Genomic DNA, 21657 nt, shown 5'->3' with positions numbered 1-21657 from the left:
AGGATCGTGGTTGAATCATAACAATAAGAACGTTATATAATATATTGAATATATTATATAATTCCATACAAACTAACGTGACGAACAAGACGGCTGGTTCTTCCCTTTGCGGGCAGGGTTGAAACTCGTGCGACGACGAATCGGTCTAGGAGAGCCAAACTTACCGCTCCGTCCCCAACGTGAGTTGGGCTGGACTGAGCAAAAGAGCCCAGAATCGCCGCTTGGGTCGGACAGACGTCAAGGCAAGCCCGGAGCTTCAATCCCGACAAGGGGGAAGCGTATCCGGCGGATTACTAAGCGGCGCCGGACCTGTTCCAGCTGCGGTCGCGACGGCTGTGATGAATCCGCAACAGCACCTCCAAACTCGCGAAAACAGAATTCATTAGGCATAAATTGCCCCTATTCAGCCATAAACGAACCTGACCTTATCGGCTGTAAAACAAGCGTGGGAGAAGCGCAGGGCGCCGTTGCCAAGTGCCTTGATGATCCCACGGAGGTTCGCGGAATGGGTGCGGTGCTCGTGCGCCGTTAACCGGAAAGCGGGCGGGGCGGAACGCCGAGAGTGAACATGTCGGGTGTCTGTGTCAGAAACGTCTGCAAGGTTTCCGTCGCCCTGTCATTGGGGGTGATGCTCGGCTCGCAGGCCTTGGCCTTCGATCCGCAGTCCGCCGCCAGGCAGGACGCGTGCTGCGATGCCGCCACGATGTCCACGCTCCGCGAGGCCACCCGGGCTTACTATTCGGGTGACAAGCGCGAAGCGGTTACCGGCCTGCTTGCCGCAGCCCAGAGCGGCCATCCTGCCGCACAATGGAAACTCGGGCGCATGTACGCCAAGGGCGACGGCGTTGCCGAGGACGACATGAAGGCTTTCGAGTTCTTCAGCCAGCTGATTTCCGCTCATGGTGAGGATTCGCCATCGTCTCCGGACGCTCCCTTCGTTGCCAGCGCCTTCGTCGAGGTCGGGTCCTATTATCTGACGGGTATTGCCGACACTGCCGTGGTGCCCAATGTCAACCGGGCCCGCGAGATCTTCACCTACGCGGCCTCCTATTTCGGTGACGCGCTTGCCCAGTTGAAGCTCGGTACCATGTATCTCGATGGTGTCGGGGTAGATCAGGATCCCCGGCAGGCCGCCCGCTGGTTCCTGTTGGCCGCCCGCAAAGGCCAGGTCGACGCCCAGGCCAAGCTCGGTGAAATGCTGGTCAGGGGCGACCAGATCGAACCCAATCCGGTGCATGGTCTGATGTGGCTGACCATCGCCCTGAAACGCGCCGAGCTCATCCATCATGACGATGCGGCGATCCGTGCCGCCCATGAGGAGGCCTTCTCGCTGGCCAGCGAGGACGAACGCCGCAAGGCCATCGCACTCGCCGATCAGTGGCTGATGGATAACGACGCCGCCTTCGCGCAGGCCTATGCCACATCGTCGGAGCGCGCCATCGAGGCCTCGGCCACGCGCTAAATAGGACGAGACCGCTGTCTCGTCCGCATTGTCGCCGACCACCTGCCATCACATCCTGAGTTCGACGACCACCGGCACGTGGTCGGATGGCTTTTCCCAATCTCGGACCTCGTCTTCGATCTCCACGCCAGCGATCCGGTCGGCTGCCTGCGGTGACGCCAGCACATGATCGATTCGGATGCCCCAGTTCCGTTGGCGGGCACCGGCCTGATAATCCCAGAACGTGTAGCGGCCGGCTCGGTCGTCGACGGCTCGCAATGCATCCGTCCAGCCGAGATTGGTGATGGAGCGGAAGGCGGCGCGGCTCTTCGGCAGGAAAAGCGCGTCACCGGCCCAGACGGCGGGATCGTGGCAGTCCCGCGGCTCGGGAATGATATTGTAGTCACCGCAGAGCAGGGTGGCTTCCTCAAGGGCAAGCAGCCCGGCCGAGTAACGTCTCAGACGCTCCATCCAGGCGAGCTTGTAGACATACTTTTCGGTGTCCGGCGGGTTGCCGTTGGGCAGGTAGATGGAGGCAACGCGGAGGCTGCCACTGGGCACGGACACCACGGCCTCAATGTAACGGGACTGAACGTCGGCCTCGTCGCCCGGAAGCCCGCGCTGGACATCGTCGAGCGGCAGGAGCGACAAAAGGGCAACGCCGTTGAACCCCTTCTGACCGTGCAGGGCAACGTTGTAGCCGAGCCGCTCGAACGCTTCCGTTGGGAACGCTTCGTCGATGCACTTGATCTCCTGGAGGCAAACGATGTCGGGTCGGCTCTTTTCAAGCCAAGCCGACACGGTCTCGATCCGCGCCCGCACGCCGTTGATGTTCCAGGTGGCCACGCGCATGCAAACTCCTCCGGCCTGCGAGGCAGGCGATTCCCTCGGCTACGCTGCAAAGCCTTCTCACACACACGTGAACGTTACAAGAACTATTGTATTTTGATCTAGGTTAAGGGCATGCTTGACGAGCGAACAAAAATAGAACAATCTTGGCTCCTAACCGGAACATGGGGGCGAAGATGGCTGTCATAAGTGCCAAGGTTTCCATCGGCGAAGTCGAATGCATAGTCGGTATTCGCTACAACCATCTGTCGCACATTCAGAACAAACCGGGATCATTGCCGCGTTCGGGCTGGGTTTTGCCGGGATTCTCGCAGGAAGAGACGCCGACGGTCCGCGATTTCACGCTGTCGCCGCGCCAACGCCTGGCGTCGGCGATCGCATCGGCCTCCATCGTGCGTGACGTGGCTGCCCTGGGCGCCCTCGTGCTGTTCGGCACCATGCTTGTCCTTGTGCTGAGCTCGGCTGACATGCTGGTTTGAGCCTCCAGAGAGGCAGGGAAGGGTTTTCCACAAGCTGTCCGTCTCGTCAGGAAAACACTCCGATCGTCGGGACGGATGGGATAGCCTGTCGTCACCGATCCGCCTGACTTGAGGATCGGCTCCAACCGGAACATGGCGATGATTGGCGACGTCGGCTTCATTCACCTGCGCGTTCACAGCGCCTATTCGCTGCTCGAAGGGGCGCTCCCGCTCGCCAAGGCAATGAAGCTGGCTCTGGCCGACAATCAGCCGGCCCTCGCCATCACTGACACCGGCAATCTTTTCTGTGCTTTGGAGTTCTCCGAGAAAGCCATCGAGAAGGGGCTTCAGCCGATTCTAGGCTGCCAGATGGCCGTGGACTTCGGAGACGACAGCGCCGATCGCCGTCGGCCCGGCGGGCTGCCGTCGGCCTTGCCGTCCATCGTGCTTCTGGCGGCGACGGCGGAGGGTTTCGCCAACCTGACAGTGCTGATGTCGCGCTCCTTTCTCGAGTCCGAGCCGGGCGCGCCTGCCAAGCTGCCGATCGGCCGTTTCGAGGGATTGACGGGGGGCATCATCGCCCTGACGGGCGGTCCGGGCGGCCCGATCGACAAGGCTATTGCCGCTGGCTTGATGCCGCAGGCCGAAAGCCGTCTCTCGGCGCTCGAGGAGCTGTTCGGAGATCGTCTCTATGTCGAGATGCAGCGGCACGGCACGCCCGAAGAGATCATGGTCGAGCCGCATCTCGTCGAACTCGCCTATGCCCGTGGCCTGCCGCTCGTTGCCACCAACGAATGCTATTTCCCGACCCGCGCCGACTATGAAGCCCACGACGCGCTGATCGCCATTTCCGAAGGGCGCATGGTCGCCGAGGATGATCGCCGGCGGCTTACCGAGGAGCATTATTTCAAGTCGCGCGCCGAAATGCAGACGCTGTTCGCGGACCTGCCGGAAGCGCTTGAGAACACCATCGAGATCGCCCGCCGCTGCACCGTCAGGGCGCCGAAGCGCAAACCGCTGCTGCCGCGCTTCGCAGGCGCCGACGTTGACGACGTAGCGGCGGCCGAGGCGGCCGAAGCAGACGAACTGGCTCGCCAGGCCTGGGAAGGGCTCGCCCGACGCATCGAGAGCCACGGTCTCGCTCCGGGTCTGACGCTCGACGACTATCACAAGCGCCTGGAGTTCGAGCTCGGCATCATCTCCCGCATGAAGTTTCCCGGTTACTTCCTGATCGTGGCCGACTTCATCAAGTGGGCCAAGGCCCACGGCATTCCCGTCGGGCCGGGGCGCGGCTCGGGCGCCGGCTCGCTGGTGGCCTTCTCGCTCACCATCACTGACCTCGATCCTCTCCGCTTCGCCCTGCTGTTCGAGCGCTTCCTCAATCCCGAGCGCGTGTCGATGCCCGACTTCGACATCGACTTCTGCCAGGATCGCCGCGAGGAGGTGATCCGTTACGTGCAGGAGAAGTATGGCCGCGCCCAGGTGGCGCAGATCATCACCTTCGGTTCTTTGCAGGCGCGCGCCGTGCTGCGGGACGTCGGCCGCGTGTTGCAGATGTCCTACAGCCAGGTCGACAAGCTCTGTAAGCTGGTACCCCAGAACCCGGCGCATCCGGTGACGCTGGAGCAGGCGCTCGAAGACGAGCCGCGTCTCAAGGAGGCGCGCGAGGACCCGGTCGTCGATCGCCTGATCGACATTTCGATCAAGCTCGAAGGCCTTTATCGTCACGCGTCGACGCATGCTGCAGGCATCGTCATCGGCGATCGACCGCTCGATCAATTGGTTCCGCTCTACCGAGATCCACGCTCGGACATGCCGGTCACCCAGTACAACATGAAATGGGTGGAGAGCACCGGCCTCATCAAATTCGACTTTCTCGGCCTCAAGACGCTGACGGTGCTGAGGCGCGCCGTTGATCTCATCGAGCGTAAGGGGGTGAAGATCGACCTGTCGGCGTTGCCGCTCGACGACCCCAAGACCTACGAGCTGCTTGCCCGTGGCGAGACGGTCGGCGTGTTCCAGCTCGAAAGCATGGGCATGCGCAAGGCCATTTCGGACATCAAGCCGGACCGCTTCGAGGACATCATCGCCCTCGTTGCGCTCTATCGTCCTGGCCCGATGGCCAACATTCCCGTCTACGGCGCCCGCAAGTTCGGCCTAGAGAAGCCCGACTATCTGCATGACTCCATCGAGCCGGTGCTGAAGGAGACCTACGGCATCATCGTCTACCAGGAACAGGTGATGCAGATCGCCCAGATCCTCTCGGGCTATTCGCTCGGCGAAGCCGACCTGTTGCGTCGCGCCATGGGCAAGAAGATCAAGGCGGAGATGGACAAGCAGCGGGTCCGCTTCGTTGACGGCGCCGTCGAGCGCGGCATCGACAAGGCGCTCGCCGACACCATCTTCGACCTCCTGGCCAAGTTCGCCGACTATGGCTTCAACAAGAGCCACGCCGCCGCCTATGCGCTGGTCGCCTACCAGACCGCCTATCTCAAGGCCAACCATCCGGTCGAGTTCATGGCGGCGTCGATGACGCTCGAACTGACGAATACCGACAAGCTCAACGATTTCCGTCGCGAGGCGATCCGCCTTGGCATTACCGTCGAACCACCGTCGGTCAATCGCTCCGACGTGGTGTTCGAGGTGGACGGCAAGCATATCCTCTACGCCCTTGCCGCGGTCAAGGGCGTCGGTCAGGCGGCGGTCGAGCATATTGTCGAGCAGCGAGGCGGCAAGCCCTTCCGGTCGATTTCCGATTTTGCCAGTCGCATCAATCCCAAGGCGATGAACAAGCGCATCCTGGAGGCGCTGACCTCCGCCGGCGCCTTCGATTGCCTCGAAGCGAACAGAAATCGTCTGTTCCAGGGGTTGGATGCCGTCATGGCGGCCGCCGCTCACCGGCTCGAGCAGCAGCAGAGCGGCCAGAACGAACTGTTTGGCGGTGGCGGCGAACCGGAGCCCGTCCGCCTGCCGGCCGTCCCCAACTGGTTGCCCGAAGAAAAGCTCCAGCGCGAGCATACGGCTATCGGCTTCTATCTCTCCGCCCATCCGCTCGACGCCTACGAGGCGCTGCTCGGCCGCCTGCGGGTGCAGACCTGGGCCCAGTTCTCGGCTTCCGTGAAGCGGGGCGCGTCGGCCGGGCGGCTCGCCGGCACCATCGTCGCCAAGCAGGAGCGCAAGACGCGCACCGGCAACAAGATGGGCATCATCGGCATCTCCGACCCCACCGGCCAATATGAGGCCGTGATCTTCTCCGAAGGCCTCGCCCATTTCCGCAGCCTGCTCGAGCCCGGACAGTCGGTGATCCTGCTGGTCAACGCCGAGGACAAGCCTGAGGGCATTTCGGTGCGCATCGATTCCGTCGAGCCGCTCGATCAGGCGGCCGGCAAGCTGCAGAACGCCTTGCGCATCTTCCTGCGCGGTGCCGAACCGCTCGCCGCCCTCCGCGACGTGCTGAAGCCCGGCGGGGAGGGGGACGTGTCGCTGATCGTCCTTGGCGACGGCGCGCGGGGCGAGGTGGAGGTGAAGCTGCCGGGTGGCTACCGGGTGTCGCCCCAGCTCGCCGGCGCGCTCAGGGCGGTCGACGGCGTGGTGGATGTCGAGCTGGCATAAGCTCGAGCGGCCAAAAGGATGTGGACTCTCCCTGCAGGCGCTTCTGCGGCAGGCCAGGTCGCCATGAGGAAAGCTTCTAGCGACTGTCGAGATCCCGGCGCACGGCAGCGAAGACGGCTTTGAACATCTCCGGTGTCAGCACGCCCGTGTTCGTGTTGTATCGGGAGCAGTGATAGCTGTCATAGAGGCGGATGCCCGGCAGACTTTCCAGCTCGTGCACGGCGCCATGGGCGAACTTGTGGCGGGCAAGCGGCACGCCGAGCGTCTTCAACATCTGGTCATGGGCGATCTTGCCCAGGGCGATGATCGCCGACAGCCGCGAAAAGCGAACCAGAGTCGCGGCAAAGAAGCGCCGGCACATGTTGATCTCGTCGTTGGTCGGCTTGTTCTCGGGCGGCACGCACCGCACCGAGTTGCTGATGGCGGCATCGACCAGATCGAAGCCGTCGTTGGGATCGGCGCGGTAGACGCCGCGCGCAAAGCCGAACTCACTCATGGTCTCGTAGAGAAGATCGCCGGCGTAATCCCCCGTGAAGGCTCGGCCCGTGCGATTGGCGCCGCGAAGGCCCGGGGCGAGGCCGGCGATCAGCAGGCGCGCATCCGGCGTCCCGAAGGTCGGAACGGGCGCATTGTGCCAGTCGGGATGCGCGGCGCGTTGAAGGTGTCGAAAGGCAACCAGACGGGGGCACAGGCCGCAGTCCCGGTCCGGCTCGACCGGCTGCCCGACATGGTCGGCAAGTGTCCCTCGATTTGCCATGCGAATCTCCTGCGGCTGCCCGGAAGGCGGCCGTGTATAGCCTTATTGCGGCGGCGATGCGAAAAAGCTTCGGGGATGGCCGGGGAGGTAAGAAAAACATCGCCAGGCCTGCGGCGCGCCAGGAGTCCGCCTTGCCGAACCCTTCCTGCCGGGCGAACAATCGTCCGCCCGGAAATCCGGCAGGAGAGCTCAAGGCACCGGATGGTAAGCCGAGAAGGCGTCAAGCCTCGTCGGTCGCGCCGGCCCGGTCGGTGGCGCGAGCCGGACGCTCGTTCGGGTCCCGACTGATGCGTCCGGCGAGGTTGGCCAAGTCGATGAAGTGGTCGGCCTGACGACGCAACTCGTCGGCGACCATCGCCGGCTGGGTTTGCAACGTTGAGACGACCGAGACCTTGCGCCCCTTGCGCTGGATGGCTTCCACCAGCGAGCGAAAGTCGCCGTCGCCCGAGAACAGGACGACATGGTCGACGTGCTCGGACAGCTCCATGGCGTCAACCGCCAGTTCGATGTCCATCGACCCTTTGACCTTGCGCCGGCCAGTGGAATCAAAGAATTCCTTGGTCGGCTTGGTCACAACCTTGTAGCCATTGTAATCGAGCCAGTCGATCAATGGGCGTATGGAAGAATATTCCTGGTCTTCAGCGAGTGCGGTGTAATACAGCGCCCTTAACAGGTAACCCTTGGCACTGAATTCCTTTAGCAACCTACGGTAGTCAATATCAAATCCGAGAGCCTTGGCAGTCGCGTAAAGATTTGCACCATCGATGAAGAGGGCTATTTTTTCGCGTTCGTCAAACATTAGTTCTTTGCTTACCTCGCAACCGGCGGTCAATTACAATTCTTCGTTTTGCTGAGCTATCGTTCACGCTCGAAGAAATTTATCATAGAGCGATGTCAGCGCGCATCGTTTCGGCCCGCTATAATTCGCACATTAGTCCGCCTGTTATCAAGTTTCGGCGAAACAACCAAGTTAAATTGAATTCACGTGATGGATTCCCACGGAAAACGGCAGAAAACGTCGCCAATTCGACCAATGGTGCATGCATAGGCCGAACGGATTTGTAACGCTTGAGATATGATCGCCGAATTCTGAAACCGCTTAAAAATGATCGACGGCCGGGCATGCAACGGGGTCTGGCTTGCATCTCCACTTGCTTTTCGGCCGACCTCCGCATATTTACACCAGGAGTTCAGCGGCTTTACCTCGCCCACGCGAGGCTAAACCGCTGATGGCGAAAATCGCACTCTCAGGACGCTTGCCGGACGGGATGCCGTACGCGCGGGCGAAACTTGTTTTTGAAGCTGGAGTTGGACAATGGCACGCGTCACGGTCGAGGATTGCATCGACAAGGTGGACAACCGCTTCGAACTGGTGCTGCTGGCCAGCCATCGCGCCCGTATGATTTCGTCCGGTTCGCCGCTGACGGTCGATCGCGACAATGACAAGAATCCGGTGGTCGCGCTGCGCGAGGTCGCGGAATCGTCGATCTCCCCGCAGGATCTCAAGGAAGACCTGATCCACTCGCTGCAGAAGTATGTCGAGGTGGATGAACCGGAGCAGGAGCCGGTGGCCGGCCTGATCGGTGCGCCCGGCGACGCTGCCGACGACGACGAGATCGTTTTCGACCAGATGTCGGAAGAAGACCTGCTGCGTGGCCTCGAAAGCATGGTTCCGCCCGAGAAGGTCGAAGAAATCTGATAGCCGATCACGGCGGATCTTTCGACGGGCGGGCCGGTTTCGGTTCGCCCGTTTTCATTTGTGGCAACGGATTGAAAACGCTCGCTGCGCTTTTCCGACAGGCGCGCGCGAATGAACTACTTTCCAAATTGGTGTTGCTATAGCTTGATCTTGAACGCCGATCCGGATGCGGATTCGGGCGCTGGGCCAGGAGAGGATAACCGTCCCCGATGATGCGGCAGTACGAACTCGTCGAGCGGGTACAACGCTACAACCCCAACTGCGATGAGGGTCTGCTCAACCGCGCCTACGTCTATGCCATGCAGAAGCACGGCACGCAGAAGCGTGACTCGGGAGACCCTTATTTTTCGCATCCGCTCGAAGTTGCTGCCATTCTCACCGACTTGAAGGTCGACGACGCCACCATCGTCATTGCACTCCTTCACGACACCATCGAGGATACCGACGCCACCCGGCAGGAAATCGACCAGTTATTCGGTGTCGAGATTGGCCAACTGGTCGAGGGGCTCACCAAGCTCCAAAAGCTCGACCTGGTCTCCAAGCGTACGGCACAGGCCGAGAATCTCCGGAAGCTTCTGCTCGCCATCGCTGAAGATCTACGCGTCCTGCTGGTCAAGCTTGCCGATCGTCTCCACAACATGCGGACGCTGCATTTCGCACCGGAGAGCAAGCGGGGCCGCATCGCCGAGGAGACGATGGAGATCTATGCGCCGCTCGCCGGCCGCATGGGCATGCAGGACATGCGCGACGAGCTCGAGGACATCGCCTTCAGGACGCTGCACCCCGACGCCTTCAGCGCCATTCAGGCTCGTCTCGACGAAATGGAGTCCCTTCAGAAGGACCTCATCGCCGACATCGAAAAGGAACTCAAGGAAAACCTCGAGACGCGCGGGATTGTTGCGACGGTCAAGGGGCGGCGTAAGCAGCCCTATTCGATCTTCCGCAAGATGATCGACAAACAGCTTGGTTTCGAGCAGCTCAGCGACATCTACGGGTTCCGGGTGCTGGTCGACGATGTCGACACCTGCTACCGCGCGCTGGGCGTCGTCCATCAGCTCTGGCGGACGGTGCCGGGTCGGTTCAAGGACTATATCTCGACGCCGAAACCCAACGGCTACAAGTCGCTGCACACCACCGTGGTCGGGCCCCATCGCCAGCGTGTCGAACTGCAGTTCCGCACGCACGGCATGCAGCAGGTCAACGAATACGGCATCGCCGCGCACGCCCTCTACAAGGACAAGATCAGCGAGAGCGGCCATCTGCCGCAACTCGCCGACGACACGGCCGCCTATGCCTGGCTTCGCCAGACCGTCGAAGCTCTGTCGGAGGGTGCAAGCCCCGAGGAGTTCCTCGAAAACACCAAGCTGGAGCTGTTCCAGGATCAGGTGTTCTGCTTCACGCCGAAAGGCCTGCTGATCGCCCTGCCGCGCGGCGCGACGCCGATCGATTTCGCCTATGCCGTTCACACCAACATCGGCAACACCTGCGTCGGCTGCAAGATCAACGGCCGCATCACGCCCTTGGTTACCGAGCTGAAGAACGGCGACGAAGTGGAGATCATCCGCTCCAAGGCACAAGTGCCGCCGCCGACATGGGAGACCATCGCCGTCACCGGCAAGGCGCGCGCCGCCATCCGACGTGCGACGCGTGAAGCAACGCGCAAGCAGTTCGCGGCACTCGGCCGGCAGGTGCTGGAGACCGTCTTCTCGCGCGAGGGGAGGGAGCTCACTGACGCGTTGCTCGAGCAGGCGCTGCCGCGCTTGTCGCAACCGACCGTGCCGGATCTCCTCGCCGCCGTCGGTCGCGCCGAGGTGCCGTCGGCCGACGTTCTCAAGGCCTGTTTTCCCGATTATCGCGAGGAGCGGGCGGCACGTCAGACCGCGGCGCAGCGTCAGGAGGGCGGCTGGTTCTCCTTCGCCGCTCAGGCGGGCATCAAGTTCCACGGCGATTCCGATTCCATCCGCGCCCATGGCCTGCCGATCCGCACCGTTGCCGCGGACCTGCCGGTGCGCTTTGCCCCCGATGGCGGGGCGGTTCCCGGCGACCGTATCGTCGGTATCGTCGAACCGGATGTCGGCATTACCATCTATCCGATCCAGTCGCCGGCCTTGATCGCCTTCGAGGACAAGCCCGACCGCTGGCTGGACGTGCGCTGGGACATCGACAGCGAGGATCCTATCCGCTTTCCGGCCCGCATCTCCATCCAGTCCTTCAACGAGCCGGGCTCGTTGGCCCGCATCGCCAAGGCGATATCCGACAGCGATGGCAACATCGACAACATCGGCATGGCGCGTCGCACCCCCGATTTCCACGAGATCGTCGTTGACCTCGAAGTGTGGGACATCAAGCACCTGACGCAGATCCTCAACGAGCTGCGTGTCTTGCCCAACGTCGGCAAGGTCGACCGCGTCAACGGGTGACCCATGATCATCGGTATCGGCTCCGACCTCATCGACATTCGCCGCGTTGAAAAGACGCTGGAACGCTTCGGCGACCGTTTCGTCCGGCGGGTGTTCACCGATGTCGAGCGCGAGCGGTCGGACCGCAGGGCCAATCGCGCGGCCTCCTACGCCAAGCGCTTCGCTGCCAAGGAGGCCTGTTCCAAGGCGCTCGGCACCGGCATTCGCATGGGTGTCAACTGGCGCGAAATGGGTGTCGTCAACCTTGCGACCGGACAGCCGACCATGCGTCTCGAAGGCTCGGCGGCGGCGCGGCTGGCGGCGCTGACACCGAAAGGTCTCGTGCCGCGCATCGACGTCACTATCACCGACGACTATCCGTTGGCGCAGGCCTTCGTGGTGATCTCGGCCTGGCCGGAGGATTGGCCGTCGAAGGGTACTGGGTGAGACGCCACAATTCGGCTTGCTTTTCGGCTTTTCGTTGCGTCGCCGGTGCCGCTCCGATAAAAGGCGCCGAGGTCCGGGCCGCCGCGGATCGGCCGCTTCGGCGTCGACGTGGGCCCAGGATGAGACTCCGATTGAAGGGCGGCCATATGTCGGCGACCAAACAGCGCGCGGAATCCAAGGATGGTATTTGGGAGACGGTCAAGGTGATCGTCGAGGCACTGCTTCTTGCGCTGGTGGTGCGCACCTTCCTGTTTCAGCCTTTTTCGATTCCGTCGGGCTCGATGATGCACACGCTGCTCATCGGCGACTACCTGTTCGTCTCGAAATACTCCTACGGCTACAGCAAGTATTCCTTCCCCTTCGGTCTTGCGCCCTTCGATGGGCGCATCTGGGCGAGCGCGCCCAAGGCCGGCGATATCGTCGTCTTCAAGCTGCCGGCCGATCACTCGACGGACTACATCAAGCGGGTCGTCGGCCTGCCCGGCGACAAGATCCAGATGAAGGGCGGCGTGCTCCACATCAACGGTCAGCCGGTAAAGCGTGAGCAAACCGGCGATTTCGTCGAGAAGGACGCCTTCGGCCGCGACATCACCGCCAAGATCTGGCGCGAGACGCTGCCGAACGGCGTCTCCTACGACACGCTCGACATGGGAACGACGGCCGGCGACGACACCCGCGAGTTCGAGGTGCCGCCGGGCCACTATTTCATGATGGGCGACAACCGTGACAACTCGGCCGACAGCCGCATCGACGGGTCCGGCGTCGGCTACGTGCCGTTCGATCACCTGGTTGGCAAGGCGCAGGTCATCTTCTTCTCCATCGACGAGAGTGCCAAGCCCTGGATGTTCTGGACCTGGCCCTGGACGGTGCGTGTCGACCGCATGCTCTCCATGCTGAACTGATCCATGAACACTCATCAGGCACAAATCCTGGAGGCGCTCGAAGGGCGCCTCCAGTATCGTTTCAAGGACCGCGCCGGCTTGCTGCGCGCGCTCACCCATCGCAGTGCGGTGCCCGGCGATCAAGTGGCGCACGAAAGCTACCAGCGGCACGAGTTTCTCGGCGACCGGGTGCTGGCGCTGGTGGTGGCGGAAATGCTGTTCACCGCCTATCCGCGCGAGGAAGAGGGCGACCTCGCCCGTCGGCTCAACCAGTTGGTTCGCCGCGAAACCTGCGCCGAAGTGGCAACCGACCTCGATCTCGGGGCAGTGGTCCGGCTCGGGGCCGGCGAGCGTCAGTCGGGTGGTCGTCGCAAGGAGGCGATTCTCGGCGATGTGGCCGAGGCGGTCATTGCCGCCATTTATCTCGACGGCGGCTTCGACGCGGCCAGGGATTTCGTTCTGCGCAACTGGAAGCCCCGCATGGAGAACCTGACCGGTCCCTTGCGCGATTCCAAGACGCTGCTGCAGGAATGGGCTCAGGGCCGAGGGCAGGGGCTTCCCGCCTATTCCATCGTCGATCGTTCCGGCCCTGATCACGCTCCGACGTTTCGTGTCGTCGTGACCATTGACGGCGAGGCGGCCGGCGAGGGGCAGGGCAAGTCGAAGCGCGACGCCGAGCAGGCCGCCGCCGCCGAGGCGCTGGCCAACAGGGCAGGGTGAAACCTATCCGGTACCCAGGGGCGCTCTTGGCTTCCGTGAACTCTTCACCGTTCCCGTTGGCGTTGCTCTTCTCGATCGTCGCGCCAGGCCCTGACATCCGCTATCCAGCTCGAAAGGAATGACATAATCTTGACCACCCTTCCGCCTCCGGAGAGAGACGCGATGACCGACGAATCCGCCCCGTCCGCCGCCGAGCCCACCCGCGCCGGCTTCGTTGCGCTGATCGGCGCGCCCAACGCCGGCAAATCGACGCTTCTCAATTGCCTGGTCGGGGCGAAGGTGTCGATCGTCAGCCACAAGGTGCAGACGACGCGGGCCATCATGCGCGGCATCGCCATGCACGGTTCGTCGCAGGTGGTCTTTGTCGATACGCCCGGTATCTTTGCGCCGAAGCGCCGGCTGGATCGCGCCATGGTCGATACCGCCTGGTCGGGCGCGGCCGATGCCGATGTCGTCTGTCTGCTGGTCGACGCCAAGCGTGGCTTGGCCGAGGAGGTGACGCAGGTCATCGAAAAGCTCGGCGAGCTCCGCCATCCCAAGGTGCTCATCCTCAACAAGATCGACACGGTGAAGCGCGAGAGTCTGCTGGCTCTGGCGGCCGACCTCAATGCCCGCGTCGGCTTCGAGGCGACCTTCATGGTCTCGGCTTTGAACGGATCCGGCACCCAAGATCTCCTCGCTCATCTGGCGTCGCGTGTGCCCGAGGGGCCTTGGCTCTACCCGGAGGATCAGCTCTCCGATCTACCCATGCGCATGCTGGCAGCCGAGATCACCCGCGAGAAGGTGTTCATGCGCCTTCACGACGAGCTGCCCTATTCATCGACGGTCGAGACCGACCAATGGAAGGACCAGAAGGACGGCTCCGCCCGCATCGAGCAGACCATCTTCGTGGAGCGAGAAAGCCAGAAGAAGATCGTCCTCGGCAAGGGCGGCGAAACCGTCAAGGCCATCTCGATCGCCGCCCGCAAGGAGCTGACGGACATCCTGGAACGGCCGGTTCATCTCTTCCTCTACGTCAAGGTGCGCGAGAACTGGGCCGACGACCCCGAACGCTATCGTGAGATGGGCCTGAACTTCCCAAGGCACTGACCGACGGGGCAGGGGTATCGGTACTTAATCCGGGGCAAGGTCCGGTCCGTCGCGAGGCGAAGGCTACCTGCGCCCTGCCGCGGCTTGGTTTTGGCCGGGGCAAGTATCTGAGCTCCATTGTCCGCTTCGGTGTCCTCAATCTCCTGATTACCCGCCAAAATTGTCCTGTGGGACACTAAAAATGGGCTGTTGCCCATAATGCAGGGCTGTGCCCAGTTCATAACAGATGTTGACATCGCTGTCATAAGCTGATTTCCTCTCTTTCGTGACAGCGATGTCAGTTAGGGTTGGAGGCGAGGGTGGTTACGCTCAAGGATGTTGCCCGCGAGGCGGGCGTGTCGCCCAAGACGGTATCCCGCGTGGTGAACGACGATCCGGCCGTGAACGGCAAGACACGCGAAGCCGTCGCCGAGGTTATCAGGCGCATGCATTACGTTCCGGACCATGCGGCCCGAATGATGCGGATGTCCCATTCTTCGGTGGTCGGTCTGATGACCGATGCGGTGGCAACCACGCCTTATTCCGTCGATATCATACGGGGAGCGCAATCGGGCTTGCGGGAGCAGGCCCGCACCATGCTGATCGCCAACACCGACGGCGATCCGGAGCAGGAGCAGGAATACTGGCAGATGTTCCGCGCCCACAAGGTTGCCGGCGTGGTTTACGCCACCATGTATCATCGCCCCGTCGATCTTGGCGCCCCGGATTTCGAGCGCGGCGTCGTGCTCGCCAACTGCTATTCGGCGCGGCGCAGCCATGCCTCCGTGGTGCCGGACGACGAGGGGGGCGGTTATACGCAGGCCCGCCATCTGATCGAACTCGGGCACCGACGCATCGGCATCGTGTCGCTCAGCCCGGTGTTGCGCGCCACCGTGCTGAGGGGGGCCGGCTATCGCACCGCCTTTGCCGAAAGCGGCCTTTTCTACGACCCGTCTCTGGACGTTCCCGGCTTCATCACCCGGCAGGACGGAGGGGAAGATTTGGTGGCCTATGACACGGCGCTCGGTCTGCTCCGCCGCACCGACCGGCCGACCGCCATCATCTGCGGCAACGATCAGATCGCCGTGCAGGTCTATGCGGCGGCCGCCACGCTCGGCCTGTCGGTTCCGGACGACCTGTCGGTGATGGGCTTTGACGACATGGCGATCATCACCCATACGCTGAAGCCGATGCTGACGTCGGTGGCGCTCCCCTATTTTGAGATCGGTCGCACCGCGGTGGACATCCTCAGCCGGGTCAACGGCGAATCCGAGGGGCCTGTCGCGCAGCAGGTGCTGGTGCCCTGTCCGCTTGTCGTGCGGCAATCCTGCCGGCAGTTGGTTTAGAGCATCGTGCGGAAACGTGGGAACCGGTTTTCCGCAGAAACAATGCACCAACAAGGAACTAGAGCATGTCGGCGAACCAGGGCTCGCCGACATGCTCTAGCGGTTGGAGGCGGTGGCTCGCTGCGCCGCCTCGACGACACTGTCATGGAAAATCGCCTGGGCCTTGGTGAAGGCGGTGCGCACGTCGGCCGTGGCTTGAGCCAGCGCGACGGGGTCGGGTGGGTTGGCGGCCGCGAGGTCGAACATGCGCCCGCGCGCCTGGCGCAGGTCAGTGATGGCGGCTCTTAGTTCGCCAGCGTGGCCAAGCAGTTCCTGGCGAACCAGACGACCGAAGTCCGGGTCGAACTGCCGCGTCGACATCTCGGCGAAGGCGGTTCGACCAACGCGGTCGCCGGCGAGGCGGCTCACGGCATAGACGTTGCCGAGCAACGACAGGCAAAGCAGCCCGGCGAGCAGCGGAAGAAGATGGCGCGACGTGATCATGGCAGATTGTCCAAACTGTAGGCTGCGCCGGTCACGGCGGCTGCAAGGTCGAGCTCTTCGGCAAACCCGAGGCCGCCGTCGTAGCCGGATTTGAACCCGAGCGAGGCGACGAGCAGGACGATCAATGCACCGGCCGGAACCGCCCGTCTCCAGCCGCTGAACACATCGCCGGTAGTCGGAGCCCGTGTCGCCGTCATGATCCGCCCGACCAATGCCGCGTCGAGGGGCGCTTCCGCGGCCGCACGGATGGCATTGTCGATAGCCAGCGATTCCGTTAGGAGCGCGCGGCTCTCCGGATCGGTGGCCAGCAGATGCCCGGCCGCTTCTGCTTCTGGCGATGGCCAGCGATCGAGGTCACCGCCGAAACTCAGCAACTTGTTCTCAAACTCGGTCCGATCCATCGGCCGGCTCCCTCATTACAGCCCTGACGCTTCTTCGAGCGCGAGCGATCAACTGTTCCGCCGCGGCGCGTGAGATGTTGAGGAGCGCGGCTATCTCCTCGGCCGATCGGTCGCCGACGGTGGCCAGCATCAACGCCATTCGCTGCCGCGGCGGCAGGGCAGCGATGACCGCCTGCACATTCCTGAGCGTTTCGACCCCGGAAAGAGTCCTGTCGGCAGCGATGTCGGCTGACGCCACACCCTCTGCCTCGTCAAGGGGGCTCCACGGCCATCGAAGACGCCGCCGGCGAATGTCGATGCAGCGATTGACGACGATGCGATAAAGCCAGGTGGACAGCGTGGCCTTGGTCGGATCGAAGCGGCTGGCGTGGCGCCAGAGCCCGATCAAGGCTTCCTGCACGGCGTCGTCGGCCTCGCCCGCGTCGAGGAACTGACCGGCGATTGACCTGAGTTTTGGGCCATGGCGGTCTACGAGCCGGCGGAAGGCCCGCTCGTCTCCGGCCGCCACGGCCCGCATCAGACCTTCGTCGGACTGCTCCAAGAGGTTTCCTCGCACTTAGGTGCGTCAGCGTAGGGCGCGCGCCGCTTCGATCCCGGCATGGAATTCGGCTTTGGAAATCTTGCCGTCTCCATCCTTGTCGGCCCGGGTCGCCAGGGTGCCCTTCGAGGCATCCAGAAACTCGTCTTGCGTCAACCGGCCATCGCCGTTCGTGTCGAGGGTCTCGAACCTGATGGCCATGGCGCCCTCGAGCGCTTCGGCTTGGCGGAACAACCGGCTGCCAGCCGCAGCCTGCTCCGCCATGGTGATGACGCGGTCGCCGTTGACGTCGAGCCGTTCAAACCGCTGGGCGCGGGCTTGCCGCAGTTCAGCAGCGTCGAGCTGTCCGTCGCCATTGGCGTCCACGCGCGTGAAGGCGATATCGGCAAGACGGTCGCCGGCCACCGCCGGCACCGACAGCACCACAAGAGTGCCGGCAACAAGAAGCTTGGTCAATGATCGCATCTTTGATGCTCCTTCTGGTTGGAACCGATCCTGTTACGTCGCCAAGGAGCCGCGGCTGACGCGCCGGTCGACAAAAAAGCACCAACTAGAAAAACACCGCAGCAGCGTCAGTCGACGGGGAGGGGCGACGTAACAGCATCGTCTCCGCGAGCTGCCGAGCCGGTTCGGTCGGACAATTGGAGCAAAGGAGTTCACACATGCATCGCGCGCTCACATCCGTCGCGGCCGGCCTGGCCGGCCTTCTCCTCGTCACGGGCGCCAACGCTCAGACGTCGGTCACCACCACCGCACTCAACCTGCGAACGGGGCCGGCCACCGGTTATCCGGTGATTGCCACCATTCCGGCCCGGCAGGCCGTCAGCGTCTTCGGTTGTACGGCTGGTCGGGGGTGGTGCGACATCGGGTGGGCCGGCTATCGAGGCTGGTTGGCCGCTGCCTATCTGGGACCGGTCGCCGCCTATCCGGTGATCGTTTATGATCCGGTCGTCTACCACAACGCCTATTACGTCGGTCAGCCTTATTATGGCGTTGGTCCGGGGTTGCCGCCGCGCGCCGAGGCTCGCCGCGACGCACGGATCGGTTATCGGGTTGAACGCCGGATGGATCGGCGGTGGGATCGCTGGACCGGCGAGTGAAATCGCCAGATCGGCGAGTCTAGAGGGAAGGGCAGATCTGTTGTTCAGCGTGAGGGAACAATATGGTCACTGACGACCGGCTTGTATCGCGAATGAGCGCCTTCTAGATTCCTTGCTATCAAGGTCGGCCCCTTGCGGCCGACAAGAGCCTTCTCGCCGCGTTCCACGACGCGGCGGAAAGCTCCGAAAGGATAGCTCGATCATGGCCAGTCTCGGTCGCCACTTCGCCGATCTTCCCAGGACGCCCCGCATGCCGACGCTGTTCGTTGGTCATGGCAGCCCGATGAACGCCATCGAGGACACACCCTACAGCCGCGGCTGGCGCGAACTTGGCGCCCGCCTGCCGGTGCCCAAGGCGATCCTTGTCGTGTCCGCACATTGGATGACGCGCGGCGTCACGATGGTGCATGTGAAGGATCATCCCGTCACCATTCACGACTTCGGCGGCTTCCCCGACGAACTGTTCGCTCAGCGCTACCCGGCGCCGGGGGCACCTGGCTATGCCGAGGCTACCATCGACCTCGTGAAGAACCATCATATCGAGCCCGACGAGCGCTGGGGCCTTGACCACGGCGCTTGGTCAGTGCTGATCCAGATGTTCCCGAAAGCCGACATTCCGGTGTTTCAGTTGTCTGTCGATCTCGGCCGTTCGCCCGAGGAGCACTTCGCCTTGGCCGAGGAGCTGAAGGCCTTGCGCGAGCGCGGGGTGATGATCATCGGATCGGGCAACCTCGTCCACAATCTCCGGGCCGTCGCCTGGGGTGGTGGACCGGCCTATGATTGGGCCGAGGCCTTCGACACCCGCATGGCCGAGGCGATAGCCAAGGGAGATTATCGAGCTGTCGTCGACGCGCCGAAGCTTGGCCGCATCGCCCAGCTATCGCATCCGACTTTCGAGCATTTCTTCCCGGCTCTCTATCCGCTGGCTGTTGCCGACAAGGCCGATGAGCTCAGTTTCTTCAACGAGGGTATCGACCTCGGCTCGATCTCCATGCGCTCGTTCATGTTGGCTTGACGGCCCGGATCACCGCACCTTACGAAACCTCGCCCATGTTCGCCGGAAGAGGGCGGAGGGGCGGGGCACCCTTGCCATTGGCAAGTCCGCTTGTGTCGGTTTCCTGTGCAAGCTCCTCTGTTTGGGCCAGATACCGGCGGCCCCAGCTCTCCATGGCCCCCATCAACGGCATCAAGTCGTTGCCCAAAGCCGTCAGGCTATACTCGCTGGACGGCGGGCTGGTGCTGTGAATCTGGCGCCGTACGATTCCGCCTTCCTCGAGTGCCTTGAGCTTCTGCGTGAGAACCTTCGGGCTGAGATCGGGGTTCAGCCTCAGGAACTCGTTGAACCCGCGGGACTCCACCGCAAGCTGGTTCAGGATGCAGATCGTCCACTTGCCCTTTATCAGGTCGTATGTCGCCTCGTAGGGGCATTCGACGCGTCGCCTCATGCCAATCTCCTGTAAGTTACTGAAAGGAAAGTAGCTCTCCAAAAAACCGTGCTTGTTTGCCTCGGTCGCCTCCCTATCATCGCCGGCGGGAGCTTAGGAGAGGCACATGACCAACCGCAATACGATCGTCGTCACGGGCGCAACCGGCAGGCAGGGGCGGGCGGTATGTCGTCGTCTGCTCACCGATGGATTCCAGGTGATCGCCCTGGTTCGCAACCCCGATGCCGAGGCGGCACGCCAACTGCTGGCCGAGGGGACCGAGGTGGTGCGGGGCAACATGGACGATGGCGTGGAGCTTGCCGAGATCTTTCGCGGCGCCTTCGGTGTCTTCTCGATGCAGAACTTCTGGGAAACGGGGTATGTGCGCGAGTTCGAGCAGGCGCTCAATGTCCTTGAGGCCGCGAGATACGCCGGGATATCGCATCTCGTTTACTCAAGCGCCGCGCTGGAGTCCGGTCAGGGACTACCGCACATCGAAACCAAGTGCTGCATCGAGGCACTGACCCGTCGCTATTTCCCGTCCGCGTCGATCCTGCGCGGCGCCTGGTTCATGGAAGGTTTTCTCGACGGTTTCGTCGATATCGGGCGTGGCGAGTTCCGCTTCGTAACCGAGCCGGAGCAGCCCCATGGTTGGGTGTGCATGCAGGACATCGGGCAGTTCGTCGCGCGCGCGTTCCGGGAGCAGGGCACTTATGCCGGCGTCAGGCTCAATCTTGTCAGCGGTTTCAGCACCGGCGTCGAGATGGCCGCCGCCTTTTCGCGGGCACTTGGTCGCCCGGTGACCTATCGCAAGATGTCGGCAGAGGAAGTGCAGGCGATGATCGACGGATTCATTTCCGATCCGGTTTTTGCCCGCGAGCTCACCGGCGTTTTTCGCGTTCTCCACGACGTGAACTTCACGGTCGATCGTCCGTTGCTCGATCGCCTGCTGCCCAATCCCACCTCCCTTGACCGGTGGGTGGAAACGGTGTGGCTTCCCTATCAAGCGGCTCGCTCGCCGGTTCCGATATGATCGGCAGACGCCGTGAATAAGGGCGAGGGAATACAGGGGGCGTCAGCATGAAAGACATCGTCGCGTTGGTAACCGGCGGAAGCCGTGGTGTCGGCCGCGGGATTGCGCTCGCTCTGCTGTCCGAGGGTGCCACGGTCCACGTGACCGGCAGGACGCTGAACGAAGCGGACGAAAGGCGCCCTGGCTCGCTGGCGGGGCTTCAGCGTGAAGCCGCGAACCTGCCGGGGAGACTTTTTATCCATCGTTGCGATCACGGCAAGGATGCCGATACGGAGCGCGTCGCTGACGAGATCCGGGCCGGCAACCGGTTGGACATTCTGGTGAACAACGCCTGGCCCGGCTACGAAAACATGGAGGAGAACGGCGAGTTCACCTGGCCCAGGGCTTTCTGGGAGCAGCCGGTATGGCGGTGGGACGCCATGATCGGCACTGCGGTGAGGGCGGCCTTCATGATGTCGCGCGCGGTGGCACCGATGATGGTCTCGGCGCGGCGCGGCCTGATCGTCAACATCTCGTTCTGGGCTGCACAGGCTTACAATAGCAATGCCATTTACGGAATCGCCAAGGCGGCCGCCGACAAGATGGCAACGGACTTCGCATACGACCTGCGCAGCCACAACGTTGCAGCCGTCGCGCTCTATCCGGGGTTGGTTCGGACCGAAGCCGTGCTGGCGAACGCCGAGTATTTCGACATGTCAAACTCGGAGTCGCCGCAGTTCATCGGCCATGTCATTGCCGGACTGTGGCGAGACCCGGTGTTGATGTCGAAATCCGGTCGGGTACTGGTCGCCGCGGAGCTGGCTCGGGAGTATGGCATAGCCGACGTCGACGGCTACCGGCCGGTGCCGCTCACGCTGGCGGACTTCAAGCAAGGCTGATGCTCGGGACGGGGAGAGCTTGGCTCACACTATGAGACCATGATCCGAGATTCGCATAATAGATATTATGGAACCTAATGATGCCCGGAAATCGGCACTTGTGCAGTCGGATGGCCTCCGATG

Annotated in this window: 22 protein-coding genes; 14 read left to right on the top strand and 8 right to left on the bottom strand. The window is 62.8% G+C overall.

The window, feature by feature from the left end:
• Positions 1–568: 568 nt before the first annotated feature.
• On the top strand, positions 569–1462 hold the full coding sequence (locus CXZ10_RS05555; RefSeq protein WP_210199845.1) for a tetratricopeptide repeat protein: 894 nt from the start codon (positions 569–571) through the stop codon (positions 1460–1462).
• A gap of 48 nt (positions 1463–1510) precedes the next feature.
• Here CXZ10_RS05555 and xth read toward each other — a convergent pair whose 3' ends face one another.
• Entirely contained in the window at positions 1511–2293 is a 783-nt protein-coding gene (xth, locus tag CXZ10_RS05550; RefSeq protein WP_101288078.1) for an exodeoxyribonuclease III, read from the bottom strand.
• A 161-nt stretch (positions 2294–2454) separates the two neighbouring features.
• On the opposite strand from xth, the gene CXZ10_RS05545 reads away from it, so the two are divergent.
• Both CXZ10_RS05545 and dnaE read left to right on the top strand, forming a co-directional pair.
• Positions 2455–2769 (top strand): hypothetical protein, encoded by a 315-nt coding sequence (locus CXZ10_RS05545; RefSeq protein ID WP_143741476.1) that lies wholly within the window; start codon positions 2455–2457, stop codon positions 2767–2769.
• Positions 2770–2907: 138 nt separating this feature from the next.
• Complete coding sequence (dnaE, locus tag CXZ10_RS05540) at positions 2908–6360, top strand: DNA polymerase III subunit alpha (RefSeq protein ID WP_180335868.1); 3453 nt, start codon at positions 2908–2910, stop codon at positions 6358–6360.
• Between the two features lie 76 nt (positions 6361–6436).
• On the opposite strand, the gene CXZ10_RS05535 is transcribed toward dnaE, so the two are convergent.
• Together CXZ10_RS05535 and CXZ10_RS05530 are read right to left on the bottom strand one after the other, a co-directional pair.
• A complete protein-coding gene (locus tag CXZ10_RS05535; RefSeq protein WP_101288076.1) occupies positions 6437–7117 on the bottom strand; it encodes a uracil-DNA glycosylase in 681 nt (226 codons plus the stop codon).
• Positions 7118–7337: 220 nt separating this feature from the next.
• On the bottom strand, positions 7338–7916 hold the full coding sequence (locus tag CXZ10_RS05530; protein WP_101288075.1) for a LabA-like NYN domain-containing protein: 579 nt from the start codon (positions 7914–7916) through the stop codon (positions 7338–7340).
• A 516-nt stretch (positions 7917–8432) separates the two neighbouring features.
• Between CXZ10_RS05530 and rpoZ the strand changes: the two genes are divergently transcribed.
• From rpoZ to CXZ10_RS05495, 7 genes are all read left to right on the top strand, one after another.
• A complete protein-coding gene (gene rpoZ, locus CXZ10_RS05525) occupies positions 8433–8816 on the top strand; it encodes a DNA-directed RNA polymerase subunit omega (RefSeq protein WP_101288074.1) in 384 nt (127 codons plus the stop codon).
• Positions 8817–9025: 209 nt separating this feature from the next.
• Positions 9026–11236, top strand: a complete 2211-nt coding sequence (locus tag CXZ10_RS05520; RefSeq protein WP_101288073.1) for a RelA/SpoT family protein — start codon at positions 9026–9028, stop codon at positions 11234–11236.
• 3 nt (positions 11237–11239) lie between these two features.
• Positions 11240–11662 (top strand): holo-ACP synthase, encoded by a 423-nt coding sequence (gene acpS / locus CXZ10_RS05515; RefSeq protein ID WP_101288072.1) that lies wholly within the window; start codon positions 11240–11242, stop codon positions 11660–11662.
• 146 nt (positions 11663–11808) lie between these two features.
• Positions 11809–12564 carry a signal peptidase I gene (lepB, locus tag CXZ10_RS05510; protein ID WP_101288374.1) on the top strand — a complete coding sequence of 252 codons (756 nt, stop codon included), beginning with the start codon at positions 11809–11811 and terminating at the stop codon, positions 12562–12564.
• Positions 12565–12567: 3 nt separating this feature from the next.
• Positions 12568–13263, top strand: coding sequence for a ribonuclease III (gene rnc, locus CXZ10_RS05505; protein WP_101288071.1), 696 nt, complete (start codon positions 12568–12570; stop codon positions 13261–13263).
• A gap of 162 nt (positions 13264–13425) precedes the next feature.
• On the top strand, positions 13426–14352 hold the full coding sequence (gene era / locus CXZ10_RS05500) for a GTPase Era (RefSeq protein WP_101288070.1): 927 nt from the start codon (positions 13426–13428) through the stop codon (positions 14350–14352).
• A gap of 299 nt (positions 14353–14651) precedes the next feature.
• Complete coding sequence (locus CXZ10_RS05495) at positions 14652–15677, top strand: LacI family DNA-binding transcriptional regulator (RefSeq protein ID WP_180335867.1); 1026 nt, start codon at positions 14652–14654, stop codon at positions 15675–15677.
• A 96-nt stretch (positions 15678–15773) separates the two neighbouring features.
• On the opposite strand, the gene CXZ10_RS05490 is transcribed toward CXZ10_RS05495, so the two are convergent.
• From CXZ10_RS05490 to CXZ10_RS05475, 4 genes are read right to left on the bottom strand one after another with little or no spacing between them, the layout of a single operon-like run.
• Positions 15774–16160, bottom strand: coding sequence for a periplasmic heavy metal sensor (locus CXZ10_RS05490; RefSeq protein WP_101288068.1), 387 nt, complete (start codon positions 16158–16160; stop codon positions 15774–15776).
• Positions 16157–16561 (bottom strand): hypothetical protein, encoded by a 405-nt coding sequence (locus tag CXZ10_RS05485; RefSeq protein ID WP_101288067.1) that lies wholly within the window; start codon positions 16559–16561, stop codon positions 16157–16159. The genes CXZ10_RS05490 and CXZ10_RS05485 overlap by 4 nt, the downstream gene beginning before the upstream one ends.
• Complete coding sequence (locus CXZ10_RS05480) at positions 16542–17102, bottom strand: RNA polymerase sigma factor (RefSeq protein ID WP_101288066.1); 561 nt, start codon at positions 17100–17102, stop codon at positions 16542–16544. Before CXZ10_RS05480 ends, CXZ10_RS05485 begins: the two co-directional genes overlap by 20 nt.
• Before the next feature lie 24 nt (positions 17103–17126).
• Complete coding sequence (locus CXZ10_RS05475) at positions 17127–17564, bottom strand: EF-hand domain-containing protein (protein WP_101288065.1); 438 nt, start codon at positions 17562–17564, stop codon at positions 17127–17129.
• 197 nt (positions 17565–17761) lie between these two features.
• Here CXZ10_RS05475 and CXZ10_RS05470 point away from each other — a divergent pair, with 197 nt between their 5' ends.
• Entirely contained in the window at positions 17762–18199 is a 438-nt protein-coding gene (locus CXZ10_RS05470) for an SH3 domain-containing protein (protein ID WP_101288064.1), read from the top strand.
• A 202-nt stretch (positions 18200–18401) separates the two neighbouring features.
• The gene (ygiD, locus tag CXZ10_RS05465; protein WP_101288063.1) at positions 18402–19214 is read left to right on the top strand and encodes a 4,5-DOPA-extradiol-dioxygenase; all 813 of its coding nucleotides are present in this window, start codon (positions 18402–18404) and stop codon (positions 19212–19214) included.
• Positions 19215–19233: 19 nt separating this feature from the next.
• Here ygiD and CXZ10_RS05460 read toward each other — a convergent pair whose 3' ends face one another.
• On the bottom strand, positions 19234–19644 hold the full coding sequence (locus CXZ10_RS05460) for a winged helix-turn-helix transcriptional regulator (protein WP_101288062.1): 411 nt from the start codon (positions 19642–19644) through the stop codon (positions 19234–19236).
• 106 nt (positions 19645–19750) lie between these two features.
• Here CXZ10_RS05460 and CXZ10_RS05455 point away from each other — a divergent pair, with 106 nt between their 5' ends.
• Both CXZ10_RS05455 and CXZ10_RS05450 read left to right on the top strand, forming a co-directional pair.
• The gene (locus tag CXZ10_RS05455) at positions 19751–20656 is read left to right on the top strand and encodes an NmrA/HSCARG family protein (RefSeq protein WP_101288061.1); all 906 of its coding nucleotides are present in this window, start codon (positions 19751–19753) and stop codon (positions 20654–20656) included.
• 47 nt (positions 20657–20703) lie between these two features.
• Positions 20704–21534 (top strand): SDR family NAD(P)-dependent oxidoreductase, encoded by an 831-nt coding sequence (locus tag CXZ10_RS05450; protein ID WP_101288060.1) that lies wholly within the window; start codon positions 20704–20706, stop codon positions 21532–21534.
• Positions 21535–21657 lie beyond the last annotated feature (123 nt).

Source organism: Pleomorphomonas diazotrophica (assembly GCF_002844595.1).
GTDB classification, from domain to species: Bacteria; Pseudomonadota; Alphaproteobacteria; order Rhizobiales; family Pleomorphomonadaceae; genus Pleomorphomonas; species Pleomorphomonas diazotrophica.
The sequence above is the reverse complement of the archived record's forward strand: the minus strand, read 5'-3'. Positions and strand labels throughout refer to the sequence as shown.